This is a genomic window from Paracidovorax cattleyae (assembly GCF_900104515.1).
Lineage (GTDB): Bacteria > Pseudomonadota > Gammaproteobacteria > Burkholderiales > Burkholderiaceae_C > Paracidovorax > Paracidovorax cattleyae.
This window is the reverse complement of sequence record NZ_FNJL01000006.1, coordinates 1-19,196: the sequence shown is the minus strand read 5'-3', so window position 1 is coordinate 19,196 and position 19,196 is coordinate 1. Positions and strand designations below refer to the sequence as shown.

General features: G+C 67.5%; 22 protein-coding genes. 8 read left to right on the top strand and 14 right to left on the bottom strand.

Annotated features, from left to right (window positions below; genetic code table 11):
- Positions 1 to 7: 7 nt before the first annotated feature.
- From BLR05_RS26485 to sucC, 8 genes are all read right to left on the bottom strand, one after another.
- Positions 8 to 334, bottom strand: a complete 327-nt coding sequence (locus tag BLR05_RS26485) for a hypothetical protein (protein ID WP_167361208.1) — start codon at positions 332 to 334, stop codon at positions 8 to 10.
- Positions 335 to 356: 22 nt separating this feature from the next.
- Positions 357 to 785, bottom strand: a complete 429-nt coding sequence (locus BLR05_RS06280; RefSeq protein WP_092832960.1) for a pilin — start codon at positions 783 to 785, stop codon at positions 357 to 359.
- 120 nt (positions 786 to 905) lie between these two features.
- The gene (locus BLR05_RS27465; protein ID WP_092833093.1) at positions 906 to 1,331 is read right to left on the bottom strand and encodes a pilin; all 426 of its coding nucleotides are present in this window, start codon (positions 1,329 to 1,331) and stop codon (positions 906 to 908) included.
- Positions 1,332 to 1,538: 207 nt separating this feature from the next.
- Positions 1,539 to 2,192 carry an FHA domain-containing protein gene (locus BLR05_RS06270; protein WP_092832959.1) on the bottom strand — a complete coding sequence of 218 codons (654 nt, stop codon included), beginning with the start codon at positions 2,190 to 2,192 and terminating at the stop codon, positions 1,539 to 1,541.
- A 95-nt stretch (positions 2,193 to 2,287) separates the two neighbouring features.
- Positions 2,288 to 3,097 carry a Stp1/IreP family PP2C-type Ser/Thr phosphatase gene (locus BLR05_RS06265; protein WP_092832958.1) on the bottom strand — a complete coding sequence of 270 codons (810 nt, stop codon included), beginning with the start codon at positions 3,095 to 3,097 and terminating at the stop codon, positions 2,288 to 2,290.
- Between the two features lie 189 nt (positions 3,098 to 3,286).
- Positions 3,287 to 3,973: a TerC family protein gene (locus BLR05_RS06260; protein WP_092832957.1), complete on the bottom strand. Its 687-nt coding sequence runs from the start codon at positions 3,971 to 3,973 to the stop codon at positions 3,287 to 3,289.
- A 167-nt stretch (positions 3,974 to 4,140) separates the two neighbouring features.
- Positions 4,141 to 5,037, bottom strand: a complete 897-nt coding sequence (gene sucD, locus BLR05_RS06255; protein ID WP_092832956.1) for a succinate--CoA ligase subunit alpha — start codon at positions 5,035 to 5,037, stop codon at positions 4,141 to 4,143.
- A 15-nt stretch (positions 5,038 to 5,052) separates the two neighbouring features.
- Positions 5,053 to 6,213 (bottom strand): ADP-forming succinate--CoA ligase subunit beta, encoded by a 1,161-nt coding sequence (gene sucC, locus BLR05_RS06250; RefSeq protein WP_092832955.1) that lies wholly within the window; start codon positions 6,211 to 6,213, stop codon positions 5,053 to 5,055.
- A 169-nt stretch (positions 6,214 to 6,382) separates the two neighbouring features.
- Between sucC and argC the strand changes: the two genes are divergently transcribed.
- Positions 6,383 to 7,315: an N-acetyl-gamma-glutamyl-phosphate reductase gene (argC, locus tag BLR05_RS06245; protein ID WP_092832954.1), complete on the top strand. Its 933-nt coding sequence runs from the start codon at positions 6,383 to 6,385 to the stop codon at positions 7,313 to 7,315.
- Positions 7,316 to 7,363: 48 nt separating this feature from the next.
- On the opposite strand, the gene dprA is transcribed toward argC, so the two are convergent.
- Entirely contained in the window at positions 7,364 to 8,587 is a 1,224-nt protein-coding gene (gene dprA / locus BLR05_RS06240) for a DNA-processing protein DprA (RefSeq protein ID WP_092832953.1), read from the bottom strand.
- Between the two features lie 90 nt (positions 8,588 to 8,677).
- Positions 8,678 to 9,892 (bottom strand): LysM peptidoglycan-binding domain-containing protein, encoded by a 1,215-nt coding sequence (locus BLR05_RS06235; protein WP_417629441.1) that lies wholly within the window; start codon positions 9,890 to 9,892, stop codon positions 8,678 to 8,680.
- Positions 9,893 to 10,111: 219 nt separating this feature from the next.
- On the opposite strand from BLR05_RS06235, the gene def reads away from it, so the two are divergent.
- From def to BLR05_RS06205, 6 genes are all read left to right on the top strand, one after another.
- Complete coding sequence (gene def / locus BLR05_RS06230) at positions 10,112 to 10,621, top strand: peptide deformylase (protein ID WP_013596968.1); 510 nt, start codon at positions 10,112 to 10,114, stop codon at positions 10,619 to 10,621.
- A complete protein-coding gene (locus tag BLR05_RS06225) occupies positions 10,618 to 11,121 on the top strand; it encodes a hypothetical protein (RefSeq protein ID WP_092832951.1) in 504 nt (167 codons plus the stop codon). Before def ends, BLR05_RS06225 begins: the two co-directional genes overlap by 4 nt.
- Positions 11,122 to 11,161: 40 nt before the next feature.
- The gene (gene fmt / locus BLR05_RS06220; RefSeq protein WP_092832950.1) at positions 11,162 to 12,151 is read left to right on the top strand and encodes a methionyl-tRNA formyltransferase; all 990 of its coding nucleotides are present in this window, start codon (positions 11,162 to 11,164) and stop codon (positions 12,149 to 12,151) included.
- A gap of 65 nt (positions 12,152 to 12,216) precedes the next feature.
- The gene (locus BLR05_RS06215; protein WP_167361213.1) at positions 12,217 to 13,017 is read left to right on the top strand and encodes an AzlC family ABC transporter permease; all 801 of its coding nucleotides are present in this window, start codon (positions 12,217 to 12,219) and stop codon (positions 13,015 to 13,017) included.
- Positions 13,018 to 13,048: 31 nt separating this feature from the next.
- Positions 13,049 to 13,384, top strand: coding sequence for an AzlD domain-containing protein (locus BLR05_RS06210; RefSeq protein WP_092832948.1), 336 nt, complete (start codon positions 13,049 to 13,051; stop codon positions 13,382 to 13,384).
- 103 nt (positions 13,385 to 13,487) lie between these two features.
- Positions 13,488 to 14,681: a phosphoglycerate kinase gene (locus BLR05_RS06205; protein WP_092832947.1), complete on the top strand. Its 1,194-nt coding sequence runs from the start codon at positions 13,488 to 13,490 to the stop codon at positions 14,679 to 14,681.
- An 82-nt stretch (positions 14,682 to 14,763) separates the two neighbouring features.
- On the opposite strand, the gene BLR05_RS06200 is transcribed toward BLR05_RS06205, so the two are convergent.
- The 3 genes from BLR05_RS06200 to BLR05_RS06190 form a co-directional block, all read right to left on the bottom strand.
- Positions 14,764 to 15,603 (bottom strand): helix-turn-helix transcriptional regulator, encoded by an 840-nt coding sequence (locus BLR05_RS06200; protein WP_244160055.1) that lies wholly within the window; start codon positions 15,601 to 15,603, stop codon positions 14,764 to 14,766.
- On the bottom strand, positions 15,600 to 16,235 hold the full coding sequence (locus tag BLR05_RS06195) for a YbhB/YbcL family Raf kinase inhibitor-like protein (protein WP_092832945.1): 636 nt from the start codon (positions 16,233 to 16,235) through the stop codon (positions 15,600 to 15,602). The genes BLR05_RS06200 and BLR05_RS06195 overlap by 4 nt, the downstream gene beginning before the upstream one ends.
- Positions 16,236 to 16,391: 156 nt before the next feature.
- Positions 16,392 to 17,273 carry a DMT family transporter gene (locus tag BLR05_RS06190; protein WP_092832944.1) on the bottom strand — a complete coding sequence of 294 codons (882 nt, stop codon included), beginning with the start codon at positions 17,271 to 17,273 and terminating at the stop codon, positions 16,392 to 16,394.
- Positions 17,274 to 17,374: 101 nt separating this feature from the next.
- Here BLR05_RS06190 and pyrF point away from each other — a divergent pair, with 101 nt between their 5' ends.
- Positions 17,375 to 18,199, top strand: coding sequence for an orotidine-5'-phosphate decarboxylase (gene pyrF / locus BLR05_RS06185; protein WP_092832943.1), 825 nt, complete (start codon positions 17,375 to 17,377; stop codon positions 18,197 to 18,199).
- A 420-nt stretch (positions 18,200 to 18,619) separates the two neighbouring features.
- On the opposite strand, the gene BLR05_RS25725 is transcribed toward pyrF, so the two are convergent.
- A complete protein-coding gene (locus tag BLR05_RS25725) occupies positions 18,620 to 19,090 on the bottom strand; it encodes a DUF6402 family protein (RefSeq protein ID WP_143015864.1) in 471 nt (156 codons plus the stop codon).
- Between the last annotated feature and the right edge of the window lie 106 nt (positions 19,091 to 19,196).

Here is a 19,196-nt window from a genome sequence, read left to right as displayed (position 1 = left end):
AACGGACTTAGTGCGGGACCGCAGGGCGCCGCGAAACCTCGACGATCAGCCCTTCGACAGCGATATCGATAAACTCCCGAGGATATCCGGCATCTTTGAGCGCCCATCTGAAATTATTAGCCAGCATCGTGCGCCCAAGAAAGCTGCGCCCCACCTTGCTTTCCTGCCCCAGTCTACCGAATGCCTGTTCCAGTATGCGTGTAATACGGCTGGCCGAGAGTGTATGTATACGCTCACGAATAGTTTTTGGAGGAAGATTCTTTATCAGATGCCCTGCCAAATCTACCGCCATCCGCTTCTCATCCTGAAAGGAAAATCGTTGCAAGAAAGACATAATTGATTAATTAATACACAAATCACCCTCGGCAGGAGGCAGGAAGATAGCGTGCCGGAGTCCCAGAACATGTCCATGAGAGTACACGTGCACCTCCTGCCTGAGTGGGTGCGGACAAGACCACCGTCACGGAGTCTCCAATAAGGCGGGGATTACCTACGACAGTAATGCCGGCGGCTGCGCCTCCAGCCACAGAAATGGACGAGACTTTTCCGGTTGGCGCAACACTGCAAAGGGAACTGATGCCCTCTGGTACGCTTGCGCCATCGCCCTGATTCATCGCTTCGGAAGCGCAGGTCTTTGCGAAGCTGCCCGCAAGTATCAACTCTGAAACTCTGGCTCGGATAGTGAAATCCCGGTACACCGGAAGTGCAGTGGCGGCCAGGATGCCAATGATTGCAACCACAATCATCAGTTCTATGAGCGTAAAACCCTTCTGAATGGCAATCATGACAGGCGCCCTTCAGGAAATTTATCAATAACCCTGTTGAAAAATAAAAAGGCCTGGCGCATTTTAGGTGCCAGGCCTGCTGTCGATCGCAGGAATTCTAGTGCATTCCTGCAATGCCGCTTAACCGCGGCAGGAAGAAGGCAAATACTTTGCAGGCGTGCCGCTGCAAGTCCACGTGATCGTTCCACCAGTGGTGATGCCATTCAGAACAACAGTGGCGCCAGAAGCACCGCCAATTGCGGATTGAGCACCGACCACAGAGATGAGAGCACCGCTCGCAACGGTACCGACCCCAGCAGCGCTGACTTTACCAACCACTGCGACAGCGCAATCCGAGCTGAGACCGGTAGGGAAACCGCCATTTGCCTGGAAGGACTCCGTCACGCAGGTACGCGCCGAGCTGGCAGCCAGGACCAGTTCCGACACCTTGGCGCGGACCGTGTAGTCCTGGTAGGCCGGCAGGGCCACAGCAGCCAGAATACCGATGATCGCGACCACGATCATCAGTTCGATCAAGGTAAAACCTTGTTGAACAGCACGCTTCATAAATCTCTCCTGGGAAAACAGTTGCATGTCACCTGCAGAAGGATTTCGCAGGCCGACTCCTTCAAAGCAGGTTGCATGCCAACAAAACACTGGGGCTACCCCCTGCTTCGCAGGCTCGCACAGGGCTTCGCCCGCCGCGCAATGACATTTCTGTCACCCAACCCTGTCATCAACCGTTGCAGGTACTACGAGACGTACCTCGACCCCTCACCGCTGCCGAAACTCCATGTCCGTGCCCGCCAGCCCCAGGCGGTCACCGTCCTTGAGCAGCACCGGCTCGGCGGTGATCGGCTGGCCGTTGAGGCGAGGAGGCTCGGCGCCTTCCACATGGGCCAGGACGAATCCGTGGTGGCGCTTGGTGATCGAGGCCACGGCCACGCCGGGCTTGCCGATGGTGGTGACGACCTTGACCAGGTCCACCTCGCGGCCGGCCGCGGCACCGGACATGACCCGGATGGCCGCGTTGAGCGGCACGCTGGCCGGGGACGGCAGCGGCGCGGGGCGCGACGCGGGCACGCGCGGCGGCAGCATGCCGGGAGTGAAGACCATGGTTTTCTCGTAGTTCTCGCCCGCGCCTTCGCCCACGAAGCGGATCTTGTACTTGCCGACTTCGACCAGGTCGCCATTGCGCAGCGGCTGGCGCTTGACGGGCTGGCCGTTCACATAGGTGCCGTTGGTGCTGCCGATGTCCTCGATCTCCACCGCGTCGCCGGCCATGTGGAGCACGGCATGCTCGCCGCTGACGGCCAGGTTGTCGATGACGATGTCGTTGTAGGGGCGGCGCCCCAGCGTCGTGCGCTCCTTGATGAGCGCCACTTCCTTGATGACCACTCCGTCGATCGACACGATCATTTTGGGCATGAACCGTTCCTCGTCTGTCTGTCTGGGCTAGCTGGCTGGTGGATGACTGCGCAGGTGTCCGGTCCAGGCCGCACCGATGGCGGCGAACCGGATTCTCAGTCGGTACGTAGCAACAATCGTGACACCAGGCCGCGCTTCTTCTCGCCACCGCCGGCCCGCACCAGCAGGACACTGATATTGTCGCGCCCCCCGCGCTCGTTGGCGGCGTCGATCATGCGCGCGGCCCGCTCGGCCAGCGGCTCGGAGGAGGCGGCCAGTACCTGCAGTTCCTCGTCGTCGAGCATGTCCGTGAGCCCGTCGGAGCACAGGATGAAGAGGTCGTCGGGCTGCACCTGGAATTCGTTGACCTCCAGCGCCGCCGTGGATTCGACGCCCATCGCCCGGGTCACGAGGTTGCGGAAGCCCGACAGCGCGGCCTCCTCGGGCGTCAGCAGCCCGGCATCGATCTGTTCCTGCAGCCATGAATGGTCCCGCGTGATCTGCTGCAGGTCGCCGTCGCGCAGGCGGTAGCAGCGCGAGTCGCCGATGTGCCCGAGCACGAGCCGATCGTCCCGGAAGGCAGCCACCACGACGGTGGTGCCCATGCCGGCGTATTGCGCGTTGGAATGCGATGCGTCGTAGATGGCACGGTTGGCGGAATCCACGCAGGTTTCCATGGCCTGCCGCAGGTCCGCGAGGGAGGCCTCGCGCCCGCTGCCGGCCAGCCATTCGGCCAGGCCCTGCCGGATCAGCTCGGTAGCCATGCGACTGGCAACCTCGCCTGCGTTGTAGCCGCCCATGCCATCGGCCAGCACGGCCACCTGGCCGGCCACATCGACCGTCACTGCGTCTTCATTGTTGGAGCGGACGCGTCCCTGGTCGGTGAGGGCGCAGAACTCGTATGCCAGCGGGGACGGTGCACTCATGCCCGGACAGCCTCCGGGACAGGCGGCAGCAGGCCGACGCGTTGGCGGCTGGAGCGTGCCGGCACCGGCGTCATCCCTTGCATTGCGGACATATGCGTTTCCCCATATCTTTTCCCTATGTATCCCGTGCCGCATCATAGACGAGGCAACGGGATCGGGAGCGGGCTGCGCCCCCCGCGGCGGCTGGGGTCAGACGGTAGCCCCGCGCTGGGAGCGCAGCTGCATGAGCTTGCCCACGCCGACCACGAAGGCCGCGCCCAGGGCGGCTGCGATGTAGTGGAGCGACGGGTGCGCTTCGGCGAAGTCGTGCAGCGACGCATCGCTCGCGATGGTTTCGCCCCCCACCCAGCCGATCAGGCCCGCGCCCAGCAGAACGATGACGGGAAAGCGCTCCATGAGCTTGATCATGAGGGTGCTGCCGAAGATCACGAGCGGAATGCTGATGGCCAGGCCGAGGATGAGCAGCACCATGTTGCCGTGCGCCGCCGCGGCCACGGCGATGACGTTGTCCAGGCTCATCACCAGGTCGGCGATGAGGATGGTGCGCACGGCCGCCATGAGGCCCGCATTGGCACCGCTGGATTCCTCTTCGTCGTCGCCGTCGGTCATGAGCTGCAGGCCGATCCACAGCAGCAGGCAGCCGCCGATGATCTGCAGGAAGGACAGCTCGAGCAGCTTGGCGGCCACCACGGTGAGCGCGATCCGCAGCACCACGGCGGCGCCGGAGCCCCAGAAAATGGCCTGCTTCTGCTGGTGCGGCGGCAGCGAGCGCGCGGCCAGGGCGATGACGACCGCGTTGTCGCCCGAGAGGATGATGTTGATCCAGACGATCTTCACCAGGCCGATCCAGAAATCGGCGGAATTCAGGAATTCCATTGCGTGTGCTCCACTGTTATGAATGCAAGAAGCGCCCGAAACATGCGTTCCGGGCGCTTCTTTTTTGGGGAACTTTCAGTGTAACGGTGAAGCCACGCACTGGCGTGCGTAGTTTTGCTTAGCCCCCGATCGGCCCGCAACCCTTCCGGGCAGCGGAACCGAAACCGTCACTTCAGCTGGGCCTTGAGCAGCTTGCCCAGTTCGGACGGGTTGCGCGTGATGATGAAGCCGGACTCTTCCATGATGGCGAGCTTGGCATCGGCCGTGTCGGCACCGCCGGAGATCAGCGCGCCGGCATGGCCCATGCGCTTGCCGGGAGGGGCGGTGACGCCGGCGATGAAGCCGACGATCGGCTTCTTCATGTTGGCCTTGCACCATTGGGCGGCTTCGGCTTCGTCCGGGCCACCGATTTCACCGATCATGATGACGGCGTCGGTGTCGGGATCGTCGTTGAAGGCCTTCATCACGTCGATGTGCTTGAGGCCGTTGATCGGGTCGCCGCCGATGCCCACGGCGCTCGACTGGCCCAGGCCGACTTCGGTCAGCATGGCCACGGCTTCATAGGTGAGCGTGCCGGAGCGCGAGACCACGCCGATGCGGCCCTTGCGGTGGATGTGGCCGGGCATGATGCCGATCTTGATCTCGTCGGGCGTGATCAGGCCGGGGCAGTTGGGGCCAAGCAGCAGGGTCTTCTTGCCGCCGGCGGCTTCCTTGGCCTTCATCTTGTTGCGCACTTCGAGCATGTCGCGCACGGGGATGCCTTCGGTGATGCAGATGGCCATGTCCAGGTCGGCCTCGACGGCTTCCCAGATGGCGGCCGCGGCGCCTGCGGGCGGCACGTAGATCACCGACACGGTGGCGCCGGTCTGCTGGGCGGCTTCCTTGACGCTGCCGTAGATCGGGATGTTGAAGATCGACTCGCCGGCCTTCTTCGGGTTCACGCCGGCCACGAAGCAGTTCTTGCCGTTCGCGTATTCCTGGCACTTCTCGGTGTGGAACTGGCCCGTCTTGCCCGTGATGCCTTGGGTGATGACCTTGGTGTCTTTGTTGATGTAGATCGACATGAGTGTTCTCCGGGCTTACTTGACGGCAGCAACGATCTTGGTCGCGGCTTCGGCCATGGTGTCGGCGGCGATGATGGGCAGGCCGGATTCGGCCAGCATCTTCTTGCCCAGCTCTTCGTTCGTGCCCTTCATGCGCACGACCAGCGGCACGTTCAGGTTCACGGCCTTGCAGGCGGTGATGACGCCGGTGGCGATGGTGTCGCACTTCATGATGCCGCCGAAGATGTTGACCAGGATGCCTTCGACCTTGGGGTTCTTCAGCATGATCTTGAAGGCTTCGGTGACCTTCTCGGGGGTGGCGCCGCCGCCCACGTCCAGGAAGTTGGCCGGCTCGCCGCCGAACAGCTTGATGGTGTCCATGGTGGCCATGGCCAGGCCCGCGCCGTTCACCAGGCAGCCGATGTTGCCGTCCAGGCTGATGTAGGCCAGGTCGAACTTGGAGGCTTCCACTTCGGCCGGATCTTCCTCGTCCAGGTCGCGCAGGGCCACGATCTCGGGGTGGCGGAACAGGGCGTTGGCGTCGAAGTTGAACTTGGCGTCCAGGGCCGTCAGGTCCCCCTTGGAGTCGCAGTTCAGGGGGTTGATCTCCACCAGGGACGCATCGGTGTCCATGTAGCACTTGTAGAGCTTGGCGAAGATGTCCAGCGCCTGGTCCACGGACTTGCCGGACAGGCCGATGGCTTCGGCGACCTTCCTGCCCTGCTCGGGCGTGATGCCGGTCAGCGGGTCGATCATCTCGGTGACGATCTTGTCGGGCGTGGAGTGGGCCACTTCCTCGATGTCCATGCCGCCTTCGCTGGAGGCGATCAGGGCGACCTTCTGCGTGGCGCGGTCGGTGACCAGCGAGACGTAGAGTTCGTTCTTGATGTCGGCGCCGTCCTCGATGTAGAGGCGGCGGACCTTCTGGCCTTCGGGGCCGGTCTGGTGCGTCTTGAGCTGCATGCCCAGGATGTCGCCGGCGAGCTTCTTCACGTCATCGATGCTCTTGGCGACCTTGACGCCGCCGCCCTTGCCACGGCCACCGGCGTGGATCTGGGCCTTGACCACCCACACGGGGCCGCCGAGCTTCTGGGCGGCTTCCACGGCTTCCTGCACCGTGAACGCGGGAATGCCGCGGGGAACGGGCACACCAAAATTGCGCAAGATTTCCTTGCCTTGGTATTCGTGAATCTTCATGAGGTCTCTCTCAGGGGAAGGATGGTGGTAACCCGTCTGCCATGACCGGATGTCTGGCCGCGGGCGGGTGACATGGCAGCCGGCGACTGTATCATGCTGCGACGCACCATCCCCTGCGGCAGTCACGTACCCTGCTGGCTTTCCGCGCCTTCCCTTTCCAGGAGACTCCATGGCCAAGATCTTCATCGACGGCGAAGCCGGCACCACGGGACTGCAGATCCGCGAGCGCCTGCAGGACATGCCGCAGGTGGATCTGGTGAGCATCGCGCCGGAACTGCGCAAGGATCCCGCGGCCAAGCGGGACCTGATCGCCGGCGTGGACCTGGTGGTGCTGTGCCTGCACGACGATGCGGCGCGCGAGACCGTGGCGCTGGTGGATTCCATCGAGGCCTCCACGGGCCGCACGATCAAGGTGATCGACGCCAGCACGGCCCACCGCACGGCCCCCGGCTGGGTCTTCGGATTTCCCGAGCTGGCGCAGGGGCAGCGCGATGCCGTGGCGGGTGCCACGCGCGTGGCCAATCCCGGCTGCTACGCGACCGGCGCCATCGCCCTGCTGCGCCCCCTGCTGGACGCCGGCCTGGTGCCGGCCGACTTCCCCGTCGCGCTGCCTTCGGTGAGCGGCTACACCGGCGGCGGCCGCACCATGATCGAGGCCTACGAGAAGGGCGATGCCGCGCCCTTCGAGCTCTACGCACTGGGCCTGTCGCACAAGCACCTGCCAGAGATCATGAAGTACACCGGCCTCACGCGCCGGCCGATCTTCGTGCCGTCCGTGGGCAATTTCGCACAGGGCATGCTGGTGCAGCTGCCCCTGCACCTGGATCTGCTGCCCGGCGCGCCCAAAGGCGCCGACCTGCACGAGGCGCTGGCCGCCCACTACGCACGCAGCAACACGCCGGAGCAGTGGGTCCGGGTTCTGCCGCCCACCGAGGACGGCAAGCTCGACCCGCTGGCGCTCAACGACACCAACATGCTGGAGATCCGCGTGTTCGCGAACGAGACCCACCGGCATGCCGTGCTCGTCGCCCGGCTGGACAACCTCGGCAAGGGCGCGAGCGGCGCGGCCGTGCAGAACCTGCGGCTGATGCTGGACCTGTAAGGTCCCGCCCCGCCCCCCGCGTCCCGGAGCGATCGGGGCATGCGGACCTCACGCCAGGGCCATGCGCTGGAAAAGCCCGCCCGGCAGCCGGGCGACCTGTCCTTCCAGTTCCAGTTCGAGCAGGGCCACCTGCAGCCGGGATGCGTCGAGGCCCGTGCGCGCCACCAGGGCATCGAGCCCCATCGGATCGAATCCCAACGCCTCCAGCACGTCGGCATGCGGGCCGGAAGCGGCGGTACGGCCCGGCGGTTCGCCACTGCCCGCCCCTGCGGGACCTTCCGGCAGGGAAGCCGTGGATGGCACGGAAGGCAGCCGCAGTTCCTCCAGCACATCCTGGGCGGATTCCACCAGCTTCGCGCCCTGGCGGATGAGCGCATGGCAGCCGCGCGACTGCGGTGCATGGATGGACCCGGGGATGGCGAACACTTCACGCCCCTGCTCCGACGCCAGCCGTGCCGTGACGAGCGAGCCGGAGGCCAGGGCGGCCTCCACCACCAGCGTGCCCTGCGAAAGCCCGGCGATGATGCGGTTGCGCCGGGGAAAGTTCGCGGCCAGGGGCGGCGTGCCGAGCGGGTATTCGCTGACCACCACGCCCTTGCGGGCGATGCGGTGGGCCAGGTCGCGGTGGCGGGCCGGATAGACGCGGTCCAGCCCCGTGCCGACCACGGCGATGGTGCAGGGGGCGCCAGCGCCGCTCACCGGGGCCGGCCCGGCTTCCATGGCCCCCTCGTGCGCAGCGGCATCGATGCCGAGCGCCAGCCCCGAGACGATGCACAGGCCCGCGCCGCGCAGCGCCCGCCCGAATTGGCGGGCGTTTTCTGCGCCCTGCGCGGTCGGGTTGCGGCTGCCGACGATCGCCAGGCAGCGCTCCAGCGGCCAGCGCGATGGCCCCTCACCGTCCAGCCAGCGCGGGGCGCCGAGCAGGTGCAGCAGCAGCGGAGGGTCTTCGGTGGCCAGCAGGGCCGCGGGGTAGGCCGCATCGCCCAGCGACACGATGCGCCGTACAGGCGCTTCTTCTCCCAGGGTTTCATCCTCCGGTGCTGCGGCATGCAGCCATTGCCAGGTGGCGTCCTCCAGCGCGGCCAGGCCCGGCGGGACGGCGCACAGCGCTTTCGCCTGCGCAGATGTGGCGAGCGCCGCCAGGGCGCCCTCCGGCTGCTGGAAGATCTGCTGCGGCAGGCCGAAGGCAGCCAATAGCCGCCGCGCCGTACCCGGGCCCACGCCGGGGGTGAGCACGAGGCGCAGCCATGCGGAAAGTTCGTCGCGTTGCATGCGGCGAGCATAGCGGCGCCACGCCACCGCCGCGTTACTTTGGCCGCTGGCCGGGCCGCCAGGGCCCCATGCCGGGCCTGGAACGGCTCTTTACTGCGGATTCACGAGGCGGTCGCCCACGCGCACGCCCTGGCGCACCTGCATCAGCAGCGCGTAGGAGACGCGATCGAAGGTGCGGAAGACCATGGCCGTGCCATTGGCCTCGCTCGGCAGCTTGATGGTGGCGCGATCGTCGTCGGTCTTGTCCACGATGCGCTCGCCCTTGGTGAGCACGGTCAGCACGAGGCCCGGCTGCATGCCGTCCCGGGTGCCGCGGTTGATCGCCACCACCTGGTTCTGCGCCGCGTAGGCGACGGCCGCGCTGCCGTAGATGGACACCACGCGCGCATCCACGGGGAACTGGGGGGCCTGCGGCGTGTAGCTCGTGTAGCCGCGCTCCGGAGCGGGCAGCAGGCGGTCGCCGAAGCGGATCTCTTCCTTCGCGCCGGACAGGTCGATGGTGGCGGGGACCGGATCGGTGCGGGTGCCGCCGTCGGGCGTGCGGGTCTCTTCCGCGGCCTCGCCGCGCACCAGGTCCGCCCGGGCGACGTACTGGGCCTCGTAGCCCAGGATTTCCCCGGTCTCGGGGTCCTTCATCGGGACGGCGTTGCGGAACACGCGGTAATGGCGCGGCACGCCCGGATCGAGGCGCAGGGGCAGTCCGGCCGGGCCGCGGGCATAGGCGCGGTCGCCGTTGGCCATGAGCACGCGCTCGTCCACCGTGGCCACGATGCGCGGGGTCTGCGACAGGGTCAGCTCGTCCACGACCAGGGGCTCGACCAGGAAGGGCTCGATGAGGTGCGGCGGCAGCGTGGGCAGTGCCGTGCCGGCGAGGCTGTCCGTGCGGGTGCGGGGCGAGACGCGGACGGTTTCCGGATCGCCGTCCGGGCCGCCGCGGGCGGTACGCAGGCGCGCATAGCCGTCCACCTTCTCGAGGTAGAGGGTCTGGCCCGGGAAGATGAGGTGCGGATTGGGGATGGCCTGCAGGTTCATGCCCCAGAGTTCGGGCCAGCGCCAGGGGCGCAGCAGGTACATGCCGGAGATGCCCCAGAGCGTGTCGCCGCGCTTGACGACGTAGGTGTCGGGCGCGCTGGGCGCCAGTTCGGCGAGCGGCACCCCGCGCGAGGCCACCTGCTGGGCCGTGGCGCGCTGCCCGGCCGTGACGGGATAGTTCTGCGCATGACCGGCCGCCGGCGCCGCGAGGACCGCGGCGGCGAGCGCGAGCACGCCCAGGGCCGGTGCCCGCAGGCGGGTGGATGCATTCATGTTCTGGATCCCGTTGCTCTTGCTCTTGTCAGCACACATCGCTAAGCGCCCCTCGCTGGCAGCGGGCCGTCTTGCTGGTGACAAAACTTGCCGGCCGATACGTTACAAATCATCAAGGATTCTGGCCCCAAGCCCTGGATCGGGCAATGATTATTGCCACCGCCCCCAGCGGCGCGGCGCGAAAGTGGCGAAAATAGCGACATCTTCGTCCGTTGTCCCATGGCCCTCCTTCCCATCCTCTGCTATCCCGATCCCCGCCTGCACAAGGTGGCCCAGCCCGTCCAGGCGGTGGACGACCGCGTGCGCGCGCTGCTGGACGACATGCTCGAGACCATGTACGACGCGCAGGGCATCGGGCTGGCGGCCACGCAGGTGGACGTGCACGAGCGGATCATCACCATCGACGTGTCCGAGGACCGCGACACGCCCCTGGTGCTGATCAACCCGGAGATCCTCTGGGCCAGCGAGGACAAGCAGGTCGGCGAGGAAGGCTGCCTGTCCGTCCCCGGCATCTACGACGGGGTGGAGCGCTCCTCCGCCGTGCGCGTGCAGGCCCTCGACGCCCAGGGACAGTCCCGCGTCATCGAAGCCGAGGGGCTGCTGGCCATCTGCATCCAGCACGAGATGGACCACCTGCTGGGCAAGGTGTTCGTCGAATACCTCTCCCCCCTCAAGCGCACGCGCATCAAGACCAAGATGCTCAAGCAGCAGCGGGGTGCCCGGGCATGACCGCCCGCACGGCCACGTTCTGGCGCCGCGCCGCGGCGGCCTGCCTGGCCGTGCTGCTGGCCGCCTGCGCTTCACCGGATTTCCTGCGGCCGGGCGCGCAGCGCGGCGAGGTGCTGCGCGAGCTGGGCCAGCCCTACTTTTCCTCGACGCTGCCCGGCGGCGGCGAGCGCATGGTCTACAGCACCCAGCCCATGGGGCGGCAGGTCTACCACCTCGATTTCGACGCCCAGGGCAGCCTGGTGCACCGCGAGCAAGTCCTCACGTTCCAGAACCTCGCCGGCATTCCCGCCGGCACGCCGGTCGAGGAGGTGCGCCGCTTCTTCGGCCCGCCGATGCGCGTGGAGCAGGTGGCCCGCTTCGACGGCGACATCTGGACGTACCGTTTTCTCGACGACATCAACACGCGTCGCTTCGCGCACGTGCACATCGACCGCCAGGGCGTGGTGCGCAAGGTGATGTTCACCGACGAACCCGATCCGCGCGAGTGGCGCGCTTTCTGACCGAGCGGCGCCCCTGCGGGGCGCGTCTTTTTCCGTTGCCATGAAGATCATTTTCGCGGGCACGCCCGAGTTCGCCCGGGTGGCCCTGGAACGCCTGCTCGCCGCGGGCGCCGAAGTTCCCCTCGTGCTCACCCAGCCCGACCGCCCCGCCGGCCGGGGCATGAAGCTGCAGGCGTCCCCCGTCAAGCAGTGCGCGCTGGCCCACGGCATTGCCGTGGCGCAACCGCGCGGGCTGCGGCTGGACGGCAAATACGCCGAGGATGCCGCCGCCGCGCGCGCCGCCCTGGAAGCGGCCGGGGCCGATGCCATGGTGGTCGCGGCCTACGGCCTGATCCTGCCGCAGTGGGTGCTGGACCGGCCCCGGCTCGGCTGCCTGAACATCCACGCGAGCCTGCTGCCGCGCTGGCGCGGCGCGGCACCCATCCACCGCGCCATCGAGGCGGGCGACGCCGAGACGGGCGTGACCATCATGCAGATGGATGCCGGCCTGGACACGGGGGCCATGCTGCTCACCGAGAGAACGCCCATTGCGCCGCGCGAGACCACGGCCGCGCTGCACGACCGGCTGGCCGACCTGGGCGGCCGGCTGATCGTGGAGGCCATGGAACTGGCTGTCTGCGGCGGGCTGGCGGCCACGCCCCAGCCGGCGGAAGGCGTGACCTACGCGCACAAGATAGAGAAAGCCGAGAGCGCGATCGACTGGAAGCTGCCTGCCGCGGCCATCGACCGGCGCGTGCGTGCGTTCGATCCGTTCCCCGGTGCCTCGACGCAGTGCGGCGCCGAGACCATCAAGGTCTGGGGAAGCGAGCCGCTGCACGCGCCGCCCCCGGAGGGCGCACGACCCGGGGAGATCCTGCAGGTGGATGGGGCCGGCGTGGCCGTGGCCTGCGGAGGGCCGGACACGGCCGGCGGCGTGCTGCGCCTCACGGTGCTGCAGCGCGCAGGCGGCAAGCGGCTGCCGGTGGGCGACTTCCTGCGCGGCCATCCGCTGGCGCCGGGCATGGTGCTCGGCGGCGGGGCCGATGCATGAGCATGGCCGAGGAAGCGCCCTCCCCCGGCGAACCGCCCGGCTCCGTGCCGCGATCGGCGGGGGAGATGGTGCGGCATCCGTTTTTCCGCACCGGCATGATCGACATGATCGGCACCAGCGTGGGCATCGGCGCCTGGGGACTGGTGACCGGGGTGGCGATGGTCAAGAGCGGCATGCCCGTGGGACTGGCGATCTTCATGTCGCTCACCGTCTATGCAGGCAGCGCCCAGCTCACCGTGCTGCCGCTGCTCGCCGCGGGGGCGCCGCTGTGGGTGATGTGGCTCGCGGCCTCGTGCGTGAACCTGCGGTTCGTCATCTTCAGCAGCATGTGGCGCAGCTATTTCGCCTGGCTGCCGCCCCGCCAGCGGCTGGCGATAGGCTATTTCAGCGGCGACGTGATCTTCGTGGCCTTCATGAAGCGCTTTCCCCGGCCCGCGCCGCAGGCCGAGCAGGTCCCCTATTTCTGGGGCGCGGCGGTGCTGAACTGGCTGTCGTGGCAGGTGCCGTCCATCGCCGGCATCCTGCTGGCGAACGTGGTGCCGCTGTCCTGGGGACTGGGTTTCGCGGGCGTGCTGGCGCTGCTGGGCGTGCTGCTGTCCATGCTCTTCGACCGCGCCACGTGGATCGCCACGGGCGTGGCGATGACGGCGGCGATCGCCGCGTTCTCGCTGCCGCTCAAGCTCAACATCCTGGTCGCGATTGCGGCCGCCGTGGCCGCGGGGCTGATGATCGAGGCAGCGGACCGCCACCTGCGGCGCAGGCCCGAGGTGCGGCTCGTGCCGGCGCACGGCACGCTGCGGCCGGACGAGAAGAAGCACGTGGAGGACGGCGACGTGGTGCCGCTGCGCGAGGAGGACCATCCATGAGCGGCGCCATGCAACGCGCAGGGGAGGCGGCATGGACGCGTCGGTGACGGAAATCGTGGTGGCGACCGTGGGACTGGCACTGATCACGCTCGTCACGCGTGCCTTCTTCATGATTCCCGAGAAGGAAGTCCCGATGCCCGACTGGCTCAAGCGCGGGCTCAAGTACGCCCCGCTCGCGGCGCTGGCGGCGGTGCTCGCGCCGGAGCTTTTCATGGCGCGCGGCGAATTCATCGGCACCCTGCAGGATGCCCGGCTGCCGGCCATGGCCTGCGCCACGGCCTACTATTTCTGGCGCCGCGGCATCCTGGGCACGATCTGCGTGGGGATGGCGGTCTATCTGCCCCTGCACATCGGCCTGGGCTGGTAACGCGCGCGCTGCGCGCGCCTACAATCCCTCGCAGTTTTTTCGCCCCAGCCCGCCCGCGTGCCACCCCGGTGGCCGGCCGGGCTTTTCCACACCTCTCCAGCCCATGCAAATCCTTCGCTTTTCCGACCTTTGCGCCCAAGGCCAGGCCCGCGGCCAGCGCGTGTTCATCCGCGCCGATCTGAACGTGCCCCAGGACGACGACGGCCGCATCACCGAAGACACGCGCATCCGCGCATCCGTGCCGTGCATCCGGATGGCGCTGGACGCGGGCGCCGCGGTGATGGTGACGAGCCACCTCGGCCGCCCCACGGAAGGCACCCTCACGCCTGCGGACTCGCTCGCGCCCGTGGCGGCGCGCCTGTCGGAACTGCTCGGCCGCGACGTGCCCCTGGTGGCCGACTGGGTGGACGGCGTGCAGATAGCGCCCGGCCAGGTCGTGCTGCTGGAGAACTGCCGCGTGAACGTGGGCGAGAAGAAGAACCAGCCCGAGCTGGCGCAGAAGATGGCGAAGCTCTGCGACATCTACGTGAACGATGCCTTCGGCACCGCGCACCGTGCCGAGGGCACGACCTACGGCATCGCCGAATACGCGAAGGTGGCCTGCGCCGGCCCGCTGCTGTCGGCCGAGATCGATGCCATCGGCAAGGCACTGGCCCAGCCGGCGCGCCCGCTGGCCGCCATCGTGGCGGGCAGCAAGGTCTCCACCAAGCTGACCATCCTCAAGAGCCTGTCCGACAAGGTGGACCAGCTCATCGTGGGCGGCGGCATCGCCAACACCTTCATGCTGGCCGCAGGCCTGCCGATCGGCAAGAGCCTGGCCGAAGCCGATCTCGTGGGCGAGGCGAAAGCCGTGATCGAGGCCATGAAGGCGCGCGGCGCCGAGGTGCCGATCCCCACCGACGTGGTGGTGGCCAAGACCTTCACGGCGGATGCGCCCGCCACGGTGAAGGCCGCGGCCGACGTGGCCGGGGACGACCTGATCCTGGACATCGGCCCCGAGACGGCGAAGCGCCTGGCCGCGCAACTGCAGTCCGCCGGCACCATCGTCTGGAACGGCCCGGTGGGCGTTTTCGAGTTCGATGCGTTCTCGCACGGCACGGAAACCATCGCGCGCGCGATCGCGCAGAGCGCAGCATTCAGCATCGCGGGCGGCGGCGACACGCTGGCCGCCATCGCCAAGTACGGCATCGAGAAGGACGTGGGCTACATCTCCACCGGCGGCGGCGCCTTCCTGGAAGTGCTGGAAGGCAAGGAACTGCCGGCCTTCGAGATCCTGCAGAAGCGCGCCCAGGGCTGATCCGCGGTTTCCGGGCGCTGGCGGCAGCCACGATCCAGAGCCCGCTGGCGCATTGCCCGCGGGCTTTTCGTATGGCGGACTCTCAGCGCACCGTGGAAGGCAGGTAGCCGAACCGGCCGCGGAAGCGCTCGGCAAAACGCGCACGGGACTGGTAGCCGCAGGCCAGCGCGATGCGCGGAATGCTCCAGCCGGTGGTCTGCAGCAGCATCAGCGCGTGCTGCATGCGCACGTCGGCCAGCAGGACATCGAAGCGCTGCTGCTCGGCCGCCAGACGCCGGCGCAGGGTGGCCTCGCTCATTGCGAGGGCGTGGCCGGCCTGCGCCGCCGTCCAGCGCTGTTCGGGCGCTGCGCCCAGCAATGCGCGCAGGCGCCGCGTGGTGGCATGGTGGGGCGCGGGCCGGAAGGCGTGACCGCGCTCATGCACTGCGCACAGCAGTTCCAGCAAGCGGTGGTGCAGGCGCTCGTCGCTGATGCACGCAGCGCCGGCGCCGTCCACGGCATGGCCGAAGGTGCGGGCCAGATCGCCATCCAGCGGCATTGCGCGAAAAGGCGCTGGAGGCACGGCACATGGCACGCACCCCATCCGCCCGCGCTGGAACGACTCCAGCAGGCCGGCATCCAGCATGAGCAATACGGAGCGGAACCGCCGGGTACTACCGCCCGGCGTCTTGTGCAGGTCCGCGCAGGTGCCGGGATCGACCAGCAGCAGCGTGGACCCGCCGTGGACCGACAGGCGCTGCGTGCCGGCCACCAGATCGAGCTGGCCCTCCCGCACCTGCACCAGGGCGGCGTCCTGGAAGGCGAAGCGCGGCGTGTGTTGCACCGTGGCCAGGGCCGGCTGGGCGAGCTGGCACAGACCGCGCCGCAGCACGGGCGCGCCGGAGGGCGGCGCCATTGCAGGCGCCGGCGAATCTGCCGTCACGGCAGGGCGACGGCCGGGTTGAGCGTGTACAGCCCGGTCAGGCGGGCCTGGGCCAGCACGGGCGCCTTGCCCAGCGCGGCGCGCACGTTGGCGCCGGTCAGCGGGCCCTCGACCTGCAGCGTGGGCGTACCCAGCGCGACCACCGTGAAGACGTAGCGGTGCACGATGGCGTCGTTCCAGGGCGGGCAGGGGCCGTCGTAGCCGTAGTAGTCGCCCCGCATGTCCTCGTCCCCGGCGAACCAGCCCGTGTAGTCGTTGATGCCGTGGCGCAGGCCCTCGGGCGCGGCGGGTCCGGGCTTGCCGCGCGGCGTGACGGCGCTGGAATGGGCACCCGCGGCGATCTCGGTGCGGTCGCCGGGAATGTCGAGCAGCAGCCAGTGGAAGAAGTCCACGCGCGGCAGGCTGGCGGGCACGGTGCGGCCCTCCTGGTTCACGTCGTCGCCCTGGCTGGGCACGTCCGGGTCATGGCAGATGATGGCAAACGACCGCGTGCCGGCCGGTGCGCCGCTCCAGGCCAGGTGCGGGTTGCGGTTGGCGGACAGCGCGACGTGCGCCGCCGCATCGGGCACGGCGAACGCGAATTCGCCGGGAATGGCCTGGCCGTCCTGGAAGCTGTGGCTGGTGAGTTGCATGCGTGAAGGCTCCTGTGCGGTGAAGGAACAAGGAAAAAGGACACGGTCCCCGGCAAGCCGAAGGCGTGCTGCATTCTAGGAACCGTTCGCGGCAGCGAGCGCACCGCATCCGATCGCACCGGGCCTCGATCCCGCCAATCTGCCGGGTTTGCGTCTTCATGCTTTCCGGTCCGGCCACAGCACCGAGGCGATGGCGGCCACCATCAACGCCACGGCCGCCCAGTCCTGCCAGTGCAGGCGCTCGCCCAGCCACAACGCGCCGCCGAACACGCCGAGCACGGGGATGAACATCACGGACAGCGTGGAAGCCACGGGCGGCAGCGTGCGTGCCAGGTAGAACCAGGCCGGCTGCGCGAAGCCGAAGGCCAGCACGGCGTTGTAGAGCACGGCGCCTCCCACGGCCGGCGGGGGCACCGCCCAGCGATCGCGCTCGAACACCACCGACAGCACGACCAGCACCGCCAGCGTCTGCACCGTCATCCAGAACGACAGCGTGAGCGTGGGCAGCGGGATGGTGCTGCGCCGCAGCAGCTGCGTGCCCAGCCCCCAGGCGGCCGCGGCCGAGAGCATCAGCAGCACGCCGCAGGGTCGTCCGCCCAGGGCGCTCAGCTCGTGCCACAGCAGCAGCACCACGCCGCAGGCCGCCGCCGCGACGCCGCCCCACGCCCGCGGCGCCAGGCGCTCGCCGAAGCAGGCGGCGCCCAGCACCGCCGAGAAGATCGGCATGGTGTAGCCCAGGATGGCCGCCCGCCCGCTCGAGAGCTCGGGAATGGCGAGGATGGCCAGCACGTACCACACCACCATGTTCGCGAGACCCAGGCCCGCCAGGGGCCACCAGTATGCGCGCGGCACGGCAAAGGGCAGGCGCAGGACGGCCAGCACCGCGCCGAGCAGCGGCAGCCCCAGGCCGAGCACCAGCACGCGGAAGGTCAGCGGCGGAAAGCCCGTCACGCCCAGCTTCATCACCGGCCAGTTCAGCCCCCACACCAGGGTCAGGACGACGAGCACGGCAAGCTGGCGGCGAGTGAGTACGGGCATGGACGCGGATCGTATCGGGGCGGCGGGTGCCGCGCAGTCGTCCGCGGCACCCGCCCCGGCGACACAGAGGGGGCGCAGGGGGGCCTTCTACAATCCCGGCCATGACCTTCATCGACATGCTGCGCGGCGCCACCGCGCGCAACGACTCCCTGCTCTGCGTGGGCCTGGACCCCGAGCCATCGCGCTTTCCGGCCGGCCTGCGCGGCGACGCCGGACGGATCTACGACTTCTGCGCGGCGATCGTGGACGCCACGGCCGACCTCGCCTGCGCCTTCAAGCCGCAGATCGCGTATTTCGCGGCGCACCGCGCGGAAGAGCAGCTCGAACGCCTGGTGCGGCACATGCGCGCCACGGCACCGCACGTGCCCGTGATCCTGGACGCCAAGCGCGGCGACATCGGATCGACGGCGCAGCAGTACGCGATCGAGGCCTTCGAGCGCTACGGCGCCGATGCGGTGACGCTCTCGCCCTTCATGGGCTTCGACTCGATCGAGCCCTACCTGGCCTACCACGGCAAGGGCGCCTTCCTGCTGTGCCGCACCTCCAACCCGGGCGGCGACGACCTGCAGAGCCAGCGCCTGGCGAGCGTGGACGGCCAGCCCCTGCTGTTCGAGCACGTCGCGCGGCAGGCCCAGGGCCCGTGGAACCGCAACGGCCAGCTCGGCCTTGTGGTGGGCGCCACCTACCCGGCCGAGATCGAACGCGTGCGCGCCCTCGCCCCCACGCTGCCGCTGCTCATTCCGGGCGTAGGCGCCCAGGGCGGCGACGCGGCCGCCACGGTGCGTGCCGGGCTGCGGCCGGACGGCCCGATCGTGGTGAATTCCTCGCGCGCGATCCTGTATGCGAGCGGGGAGGAAGGCTTTGCCGCAGCGGCGCGGCAGGCGGCGCTGGCCACGCGCGCTGCGTTGAACGCGGCGCGGGGCTGATACTCCAATCCTGCGGCAGCCCTGATTGAAAAACGAGGTTGCTGCTGGGGCAACCATCCACAATTCAAGGTCGCACCGCCAAGGGTGCAGGGTCTGTGTCGGAGCCGAAGCTCACGGATCTGCAGTCTTGCGACCACCGTGGTCGCACCATGGCGCTTTCAGAAAATTCCGAGCGGCCCAGAACTGTGCCGCTGCCGCCCACCAACTGCACGAAACCCGCGCCGCTTTTATATTGAAAAGCTTCTATGCGATAGGGTCCTGCGGGGCATGTGTCTACGAAGAGCGGTAAGGCGGCAGGCTTGGAAAGGTATGCAAATAAAAGCAAACCAATACCCAAGAACACAGCACCCACCAAACATTTCGCTGTAGTACCAATTAATATTTTCATGCAGCAACAACAATATCATTATGACAACTAAATCATGAAAAAACCTTCTGCAATGGGGCAGCAATTTTATACCGATGAAGGTCAGAAAATATCAAAAAATCTGCACCTAACCCAGTATGTGATCGCCAGTCATTGAAACTTTTATTCTCCACCACCGCCAAACCCCTTCCTGGCAATTTGTGAGCGCCATCCCGCCCCCAGTAGCCCAGAGGCTGATCACCAGAAAAGTCATAAGAATCGCGAATATAGAACAGAAGTTCTTCTACGTAAACCGTATGGATTGTCTTGAGACCTTTTTTTGTTGGAACGACACGGCCTCGGCCAGATACATGCAACGTAAACGCGCCCAAGGCACAATACAGGTCATCCAGAGGATCCGTCAACTTTTCCCATCGATTAGCGGCGACTGGCCTTGCATTCATATGAGAAGAATCAATTAGTACCACGGAAGATTCTACGTCGCCGAACCTGGTTTCATGCGCTGTAATCTTCCCATATTTCATTAAGCAACGATATAGAGGGTGTTATGAACTTCCCGCTGCGGCCAGCACCCGCGCGGCGGCGGGCAACATGAGCACTGCAAACACCAGGAAATGCAGTCCGCTGAGC